Source organism: Catellatospora tritici (genome assembly GCF_019083965.1).
GTDB lineage: Bacteria > Actinomycetota > Actinomycetes > Mycobacteriales > Micromonosporaceae > Catellatospora > Catellatospora tritici.
Genome location: NZ_JAHRCY010000012.1, coordinates 251,962 through 260,849, shown reverse-complemented (window position 1 = coordinate 260,849; position 8,888 = coordinate 251,962). Strand labels below are relative to the sequence as shown.

Annotated in this window: 6 protein-coding genes; 4 read left to right on the top strand and 2 right to left on the bottom strand. The window is 69.9% G+C overall.

Annotated elements, in window-relative coordinates; all coding sequences use genetic code 11:
* The 4 genes from KUA19_RS26655 to KUA19_RS26640 all read left to right on the top strand — a co-directional run.
* Positions 1–1,627: glycoside hydrolase family 43 protein (locus tag KUA19_RS26655; protein ID WP_217400218.1), on the top strand; the 1,627-nt coding region annotated here is incomplete at its 5' end.
* A gap of 752 nt (positions 1,628–2,379) precedes the next feature.
* Complete coding sequence (locus KUA19_RS26650; RefSeq protein ID WP_217400216.1) at positions 2,380–3,573, top strand: endo-1,4-beta-xylanase; 1,194 nt, start codon at positions 2,380–2,382, stop codon at positions 3,571–3,573.
* Positions 3,574–3,896: 323 nt separating this feature from the next.
* On the top strand, positions 3,897–4,937 hold the full coding sequence (locus KUA19_RS26645; RefSeq protein ID WP_217400214.1) for a polysaccharide deacetylase family protein: 1,041 nt from the start codon (positions 3,897–3,899) through the stop codon (positions 4,935–4,937).
* 77 nt (positions 4,938–5,014) lie between these two features.
* On the top strand, positions 5,015–5,725 hold the full coding sequence (locus KUA19_RS26640) for a polysaccharide deacetylase family protein (protein WP_217400212.1): 711 nt from the start codon (positions 5,015–5,017) through the stop codon (positions 5,723–5,725).
* A 341-nt stretch (positions 5,726–6,066) separates the two neighbouring features.
* On the opposite strand, the gene KUA19_RS26635 is transcribed toward KUA19_RS26640, so the two are convergent.
* Positions 6,067–7,281, bottom strand: a complete 1,215-nt coding sequence (locus tag KUA19_RS26635) for an MFS transporter (RefSeq protein WP_217400210.1) — start codon at positions 7,279–7,281, stop codon at positions 6,067–6,069.
* Between the two features lie 7 nt (positions 7,282–7,288).
* A complete protein-coding gene (locus KUA19_RS26630) occupies positions 7,289–8,887 on the bottom strand; it encodes a GMC oxidoreductase (RefSeq protein ID WP_217400208.1) in 1,599 nt (532 codons plus the stop codon).
* Position 8,888 lies beyond the last annotated feature (1 nt).

Below are 8,888 nucleotides of genomic sequence, written 5' to 3'. Positions count from 1 at the left end.
CATGTCGACCGACTTCGCAGACGTCGTGACGGCCGCGCGGTCCATCCGCAACCCGGTACTGCCCGGGTTCCACCCGGACCCGTCGATCCTGCGCGTGGGCGACGACTACTACCTGGCCACCTCGACATTCGAGTGGTACCCCGGCGTCCGCGTCCACCACTCCCGCGACCTGGTCCACTGGCGCCCCATCGGCGGCATCATCGACAGCAAACGCCTACTGGACCTGCGCGGCTGCGGCGACTCCAACGGCATCTGGGCCCCCGACCTCACCTGGCACGACGGCCTGTTCCACCTCGTCTACAGCGACGTCGCCAGCTTCGCCTCCGGCTACTGGGACCCCCAGAACTACCTCACCACCGCACCCAGCATCGACGGACCATGGTCGGACCCGATCAAACTGCACTCCCACGGCTTCGACGCATCCCTGTTCCACGACACCGACGGCACCACCTGGCTCCTGGCCATGTCCGCCGACTGGCGCCCCGGCCGCGACCGCTTCGGCGGCATCGAAATCCAACGCTACGACCGCCACCAACAAAAACTCGTCGGCAACCCACAAATCATCTTCACCGGCACCGAAGCAGGCCTCACCGAAGGACCCCACCTCTACCAACACGACGGCTGGTACTACCTGCTCACCGCCGAAGGCGGCACCAGCTGGCAACACCAAGCCACCATCGCCCGCTCCCGCAACCTCCACGGCCCCTACCTCGCCGACCCCAACGGCCCCCTACTCACCTCCCTCAACCGACCCGACCTCACCCTCCAAAAAGCCGGACACGGCAGCCTCGTCCAAACCCAACACGGCCACTGGTACCTCGCCCACCTCGCCGCCCGCCCCTACACCCCCCTGGGCAACTGCGTCCTGGGCCGCGAAACCGCCATCCAAAAAGTCGACTGGCCCACCGGCGGCTGGCCCTCGATCCCCGGCGGCATCCCCGCCGACGACATCCCCGCCCCCGACCTGACACCACACCCCTGGCCAAACCAACCCGCCACCGACCACTTCGACAACCCCGTACTCGGCCCCGCCTGGTCCACCCTGCGCCGACCCGCCACCCCCGACTGGATCGACCTCACCACCCGCCCCACACACCTACGCATCCACGGCGGCCAATCACCCGTCGGCAAACAAACCCCCAGCCTCGTCGCCCGACGCGTCGGATCAACCCACTGCAGCCTCGAAACAGTGCTCGAATTCGACCCCGTCGACCACCGCCACCTCGCCGGAATCACCGCCTACTACAACACCGCCAACTGGCACCACGCCTACCTCACCCGCGCCGACGACGGCCGCCGCACCCTCGAACTCCTCACCTGCAACCACGGCCGCCTCACCACACACCCACACCTCACCATCGACACCAGCACCGCCGACCACGTCGGCCTACGCGCCACCTTCGACGGACCCACCATCCACTTCACCTACAACCTCGGCACCGGCTGGCAAACCATCCCCCACCACTTCGACGCCACCATCCTGTCCGACGAACACGCCGCCACCGTCATCGACGGCGAACCCGCCGCCTGGGGCTTCACCGGCGCCTTCCTCGGCCTCTGGGTACAAGACCTCGGCAACGACGGCATCCACGCCGACTACCACCACGCCACCTACCACGAACACTGACCCGGATCACCGCACCACCACACGCCACACACGCCGTGGCACCGCCCACCGCACCCCACACAACACGCAGCTCACACGTGTGGAGTTGGACGCACAACCCCACACGCGTGAGCCACCACCACACCACCCACCCGACACCGCCCCACCCACCCGGCGGCCCCCACCCACCCGGCGGCCCCCACCCACCCGGCGGCCCCCACCCACCCGGCGGCCCCCACCCACCCGGCGGCCCCCACCCACCCGGCGGCCCCCCACGGCGCCGTGCACCCATGGCGCCGCGCACCCATGGCGCCGCGCATCCCACGACGCCGCGCACCCGCCCGCGACATCACCCCGGCCAAGCGGCAGTTTCAGGGAAACTGCACGAATCCGGGCCAGGAATCCGGCACTTTCCCCGAAACTGCATCCACCTCGCTGAGGCGCCCCGGTCGGACGACCACGGGCGGCGTCGGACACGAGCGGCGATACGTCTTGCCCAGGCGAGTCATGATGGAACTTTCATGTGGTGTCGGAAGTTTTCGTAGCTGTTCAAGTGCGCTAACGAAGGCGAATCCGTTGACGGGCAAGCGGTTCTGCTTCTAAAGTTTCGGGCTAGTTACGGAAACATCCGAAGCGGACTCATTGGCGGGCTGGGCCATGACCGCGTGATTGCACCTCGTGTACCTGCACCAACGCCGCCCCGCCGCAGACCGCTGCGGCCGCGAGCGTTCGTACGCACAAACGACCTGCAGTCCCTCAGGAAGGACACCCCCATGAACGTCAGACGGTGGCTCACCGTCGGCGCCGTCGCCCTCGTGGCCGCGGGCGCCCTGAACGCCCTGCCCGCCACGGCCGGCCACGTCACCGACCCCGCCGACCAGAGCCTGCGCACCCTCGGTATGCGCCACGACCTGTACATAGGCACCGCCGTCGACATGGCGGCGCTGGCCGACCCGGCCGACCCGCAGTACCGGGAGAAGGTCGCCTCGGAGTTCTCCACGGTCACCGCCGAGAACGTGATGAAGTGGGAGAGCCTGGAGCCCACGCGCGGCACGTACAACTGGGGACCGGCCGACGAGCTGATCGCCTTCGCCAAGCAGAACAAGCAGCTGGTGCGCGGCCACGTGCTGGTGTGGCACAACCAGCTCCCGGGCTGGCTGACCGCCGGGGTCGCCGACGGCACGATCAGTGACGCCGAGCTGCGCGACATCCTGAAGAACCACATCACCAACGTGGTACGGCACTTCAAGGGCAAGATCTGGCAGTGGGACGTGGTCAACGAGGCCGTCAGCGACCCGTGGGACAACCCGCCGACCCTGCACTACAAGGGCTTCTGGGCGCAGCACCTGGGCGAGGGTTACGTGGCCGACGCGTTCCGCTGGGCGCGCGCGGCCGACCCGAAGGCGCTGCTGTTCTACAACGACTACAACATCGAGGCGTTTGGCTCGGGCGACCCGGCCAACGACAAGACCCAGTTCGTGTACGACATGGTCAAGCAGCTGCGTGACAGCGGCGTGCCGATCGACGGGGTGGGCAGCCAGGGCCACCTGGGCACCCAGTACGGCAACTACGACACGTTCCAGGTGGCCGACGCGCTCAAGCGGTTCACCGACCTCGGGCTGGCCACCGCGTTCACCGAGGTGGACGTGCGCAGCCAACTGACGGAGAAGGTGCAGGCGGGCGACTCCAACGAGATCAACCCGCGGCTGCAGGCCTCGGCGGGCAACTACAGCGTGCTGCTGCAGGCCTGCCTGTCCAACCGGCACTGCCTGTCGTTCACGGTGTGGGGATTCACCGACAAGCACTCCTGGGTGCCGACCTGGTTCACCGACCCGCCGGAGGGCCTGGCCACTCTGTACGACGAGAACTACCAGCCCAAGCGCGCCTACAACATCGTGAAGGCGGACCTGGTGTACGCCGGTGCGCCGTACGTGCTGCCGCGCATCCCGCAGCGGCCCCGCCGCTGACCACGGTGCGGTGACGCGGAATCTGCTTCCGGTACCACTCCGGTAGACCATGTGCCAGGCCATCGGGGCAAGTTGCCCGATGGCCTGGCACAACATGTTCCATGAACCGCATAAGTCCTGCTCAAAGCCCACTTTGGGCGATCAACGTGGACCGATACTTTTCCGGAAGTTGTTGACGCTGTTACGGACGCGTGCTCAGAATGATGTCCGCAGATCACATAGCTCGGCGTCCATATGCGAGCACATCGGTGCGGGATGCGGCGACTCCCTACGGCCGTACCGCGCACCACCCCCACCCATCCTCACTGCCCGAGGAGGTACCCATGTCATCGCAGCTCCTGCGGCGGCGGGCGCTCGTCGCCCTCACCGCCGCCGCGACCGTCGCCGCGGGCGCGGTCGCCGTGCTGGCCGTGGCCAGTCCGGCGGCCGCGGCCAACTGCAGCGCCGGATACGTCGCGCTCACCTACGACGACGGCCCGATCGCCGGCAACACCACCAACCTGCTCAACGCGCTGACCGCCAACGGTGTGCGCGCCACCTTCTTCAACATCGGCCAGAAGGCGCAGGCCAACCCGTCGCTCGTGCAGGCGCAGAAGAACGCCGGGATGTGGATCGGCAACCACAGCTGGACCCACCCGCACCTGACCCAGCTGTCCACCGCCCAGATCACCTCCGAGATCAGCCAGACCCAGCAGGCGATCCAGCAGGCCACCGGCGTCGCGCCGAAGCTGTTCCGCCCGCCGTACGGCGAGACCAACGCCACGCTGAAGTCGATCGAGGCGCAGTTCGGGCTCACCGAGGTGCTGTGGAGCGTCGACAGCCAGGACTGGAACGGCGCCAGCACCGCCCAGATCGTGCAGGCGGCGAGCACGCTGCAGAACGGCGGCGTGATCCTGATGCACGACGGCTACCAGACCACGGTCAGCGCGATCCCGCAGATCGTGGCGAACCTCAACAGCCGCAACCTGTGCGCGGGCATGATCTCCACGAGCACCGGCCGGGCCGTCGCCCCCGACGGCAGCACCCCACCCAGCGCCAGCCCGTCGCCCGGCGGGGGCGGGGGCGGCTGCACCGCCACCTACCGGGAGACGCAGCGGTGGGGTGACCGGTTCAACGGCGAGGTGACCGTCCGCGCCGGGTCGAGCGCGATCACCAGCTGGACCGCGACGGTGACCGTGCGCGCGCCGCAGAAGGTGTCGGCGGTGTGGAACGGCAGCCCGAGCTGGGATTCCAGCGGCAACGTGATGACGGTCAAACCCAGCGGCAACGGAAACCTGCCCGCGGGCGGGTCCACCACGTTCGGGTTCACCGTCATGGCCAACGGTCAGTGGGCCGCGCCGACCGTCTCCTGCCGTACCCCCTGATGACCCGCCCGGTCGGCGGCCCGGTCCAGGACAGCGGACCGCCGACCGGGCGCCCTCGCCACGAAAGGCCGACCATCATGAACCTGTCGACCCGGGGCCTGTCGCGCACCGCGATAGCGCTCGGCGCGCTCAGCTTCGCGCTGAGCGCCGCGAGCCCCGCCTCGGCCCACTCGCGGGCCACCGCCGACATCGTCGACACCGCGCGCGGGCACGGCGACGTCGTCAGCTTCACCTTCGACGACGGTCCGAACCCCGCCGACACGCTGCGGCTGCTCGACGTGCTGCGCCGCCACCACGTCAAGGCCGTGTTCTGCCTGTGGGGTGACCATGTCGTCGAGCATCCCGACGTGGTTCGCCGGATCGTCGCCGCGGGCCACACGCTGTGCAACCACAGCATGCACCACGACGACCTGAGCGCCTTGACCCCCGAGCAGATCGAGGCGGACCTGGTCGCGACCAGCGCCGCGATCCGCCGGGCGGTGCCGGGCGCGCGCATCCCGTACTTCCGGGCGCCGTTCGGGGCCTGGGGGCAGACGCCCGAGGTCGCGGCGCGGCTGGGCATGCAGCCGCTCGGCTGGCAGCTGGCCATCACCGACTGGGAGCCGCCGGGCACGGACGTGCTGGTGCAGCGGCTGCGTGACGGCATCACCCCGGGTGCGGTGGTGCTGATGCACGACGGCGGTGGCGACCGCAGCCAGACCGTCGACGCCGTCGACCGCATCATCCCCGAGCTGCGCGCCCAACACTGGCGCTTCACCCTCCCGCAGCCACCCGGCCACGCCGACTGATACCGCGGCCGGGCGCGGACGGCCCTGCCCACCGCCCGCCCCGGCCGCCCCCCACCCGCCCCGGCTCCGCGCCCCCGGCTCCGCGCCCCGCCCCGCCCCGTCGATCATGAACTTATGGCACGGCTCGACGGCATGTCGGCGGCACAGCCTCCTGATCAACAGAACTCGCGGCACGGAAGCGCGCAAGAAGGCCCGACAATGATTGCAGTTTCGGGGAAAGTGCAGCTAAATCGGACACGATTCCTGCGCTTTCCCCGAAACTGCAGCGTCGCCGCGCCGCCCACGTGCCGCAGCGTCGCAGCGCGGGCGGATGTCGGGCGCCGCGCCGCGGGCCGCAGGGGTCAGGGCGAGGTCGGGTCCGGGCGGGGGTGTAGGACGGCGGGGGAGGGGCGACGGTGTGCGACGGCGAACGACAGCAGGCCCATGAGCAGCGCGATCAGCGCGGCGACGGCGTACACGGTGGGCAGTTGGACCCCGGCTGCCAGCACCGGGCCGACGCCGAACGCGGCGATGCCGTACCCGAGCTGGTAGCAGGCGATGACGCCGCCCGCCACCGACGCGGCGATCGAGGTCAGTTCACCCTGCCCGAAGCTGATGGACAGCGGCAGCAGCGCCGAGCAGCCGAGCCCAGCCAGCCCGAACGCCAGCACCGCCAGGCCCGGTTGGTCCTGGGGTAGCAGCGAGATCAGCACGAACACGGCCGCGAGCAGGAACGGCAGGCTGTGGTACACGGTCTTGGCGCCGATGACCGACTGCGCGGCGGCGAAGCCGACCCGGCCGAGGGTGACCATCGCCCAGAAGGCGGTGAGCGCGAACGCCGCCGTGGTCGCCGACTCCCCCAGGCTGCCGGTGAGGTAGAGGGTCGACCAGTTGCCGTTGACGGTCTCGCAGATGCCGTACAGGACGGCGAAGGCGGCGTACGCCCAGAACCGGGCCGGGAACGCCGACCGGCCGCCAGCGGCCGTGGCGGCCGTGGCGGCGCCGGTGCGCATCGGCAGCGGCAGGCTCACCAGCAGCAGGCCGACCAGCAGCAGGGTCGACAGCACTGGCAGCCCCCACCAGAACCCGAGCCCGACGAACAGGGCCACGAACACCGGCGCGAGCGCGGTGCCCAGCCCCAGCAGCGCGTTGAGCACCAGTACGGCCGAGTCGACGCTGCCCGGGTGGAACGCGGCGGCCAGTGAGTTGAGCGCCGGGACGGCCAGCCCGAACCCGGCCCCCAGGGCGGCGGTCGCGCAGAGCAGCAACGGGTACGCCGCGGCCTGGTGCATCACCGGGATGCTGACCAGCAGCAGCGCCATGGACAGCAGTGAGCAGGCCAGCCCGGTCACGTAGACCGGCTTGGTGCCCCACCGCTGCGACAGCCACGCCCCGGCCAGGGACGTGGTGATCGCCAGCAGCACCTGCGGCAGGAACATGGCGCCGTACTGGGTGCTGGACAGCCCGTACTCGCTCGGGTCGGTGAAGATCGTGCTGGCCGCCGGGATGGTGACCAGCACGATGCCTTGCCCCACGCCGGCGACGTTGACGACCAGCCGTTCGGTCTTGGTGGCCATGGGTGGGTCAGCGCGCCTGGTCCTGACCGCCCGCGGTGGTGGCGGTGGCCCTGGCGGCGCCCATGCGCTGCAGGAGGTGGTCGCCGACGCGCAGGGCGTTGGCCATCGCCGTCAGCGCCGGGTTGACCGCCCCGATGCTCGGGAAGCAGCTGGTGTCCACGACGTAGAGGTTGTCCAGCTCGTGGGCCTTACAGTTGGCGTCGAGCACCGAGCTGTTCGGGTCGGTGCCGAACCGGCAGGTGCCCGCCTGGTGCGCCACACCCGCGATCGGGATGTCGCTCTTCATGTACGCGAACCGGTGGATCAGGTGCCCCGAGTGCATGCCCAGGTGCCCCAGCATCGACTTGAGCTGGTGGTAGAGCCGCTCGGCCGCGGTCGGGTTGCTCTGCCGGTAGGTCAGCTTGATCGCTCCGCCGGGCCCGAGCGTGACCCGGTTCTCGGCCAGCGGCAGGTCCTCGGTGGACAGCCAGAAGTCGACCGCGTGCCGGGCGATGTCGGCCAGCGCCCAGGTCGGAGCGAGCTTGGTGGCCAGCGGCTTCTCGCCGCGGAACATGTCCGCCTGCGACTTGCCGATCATCTGGATGTTGCCCATCGGATAGTCGAAGTCCGGACCCCGGAAGTAGAAGTCGTTGACGCCCAGCGTCTTCTGGAACACGGTCGGGTTGGGCTCCTTCGACAGGGCCAGCACGGCCTGGCTGTCGTGGAACATGTAGTTGCGCCCGACCTGGTCGGAGCCGTTGGCCAGGCCACGCGGGTGCTTGTCGGTGGCCGACTGTAGCAGCAGCTTGGCCGAGTTGGCGGCACCGGCCGCCACCACGATGATGTCGGCGCTGTAGCGCTCTTCGTGGCCCTCGTGGTCGACCACGACGGTGGTCACCGCGGTCCCGGCCGCGTTGGTCTCCAGCCGCACCACCTCGGCGTGGGTGAGCAGCTCCACGTTGGACTGCTCCAGCGCGGGGCGTACGCCGAAGACCTCGGCGTCGGACTTGGCGTGCAGCGGGCACGGGAAGCCGTCGCAGCTCTCGCAGCGTACGCACACGCTGTAGGGCATGTTCGTCTCGTTGAGGCGGATGCCGCACGGGGCGTGGAACGGGTGGTAGCCCGCCGCCGCCAGGTCGTCGGAGAGCTGCTGGATGCGGGGCTCGTGGGAGACGGCCGGGAACGGGTAGGCGGCGCTGGCGGGCGGTTCGGTCGGGTCCTCACCGCGGGCCCCGTGCACCTGGTACATCTGCTCGGCGAGGGTGTAGTACGGCTCGATCTGCTCGTACGTGATCGGCCAGGCCGGGGAGATGCCGTCGTGGTGCTGCAGCTGGCCGAAGTCCTCGCGGCGCAGCCGGTACAGCGCGGCGCCGTACAGCTTGGTGGCGCCGCCGACGAAGTAGTGCACCTGCGGCTGGAACGGCTTGCCGTCGGCGTTGTACCAGGTGTCCGGTGAGATGTACCGGTTGTCGATGAACACGTCGGCGGCGCTCCAGTTGGCCGGTTCGCGCGGCAGCCAGTCGCCGCGTTCCAGCAGCAGGATGCGCTTGCCGGAGGCGGCCAGGTGCCGGGCGAGGGTGCCGCCGCCCGCGCCGGTGCCGATGATGATGACGTCGTAGCTGTCCACG

Bases quoted from the DNA above. Each gene is read 5' to 3' on its own strand.
- KUA19_RS26650 (WP_217400216.1), top strand. From the start codon at position 2,380: ATGAACGTCAGACGGTGGCTCACCGTCGGCGCCGTCGCCCTCGTGGCC.
- KUA19_RS26645 (WP_217400214.1), top strand. From the start codon at position 3,897: ATGTCATCGCAGCTCCTGCGGCGGCGGGCGCTCGTCGCCCTCACCGCC.
- KUA19_RS26640 (WP_217400212.1), top strand. From the start codon at position 5,015: ATGAACCTGTCGACCCGGGGCCTGTCGCGCACCGCGATAGCGCTCGGC.
- KUA19_RS26635 (WP_217400210.1), bottom strand. From the start codon at position 7,281: ATGGCCACCAAGACCGAACGGCTGGTCGTCAACGTCGCCGGCGTGGGG.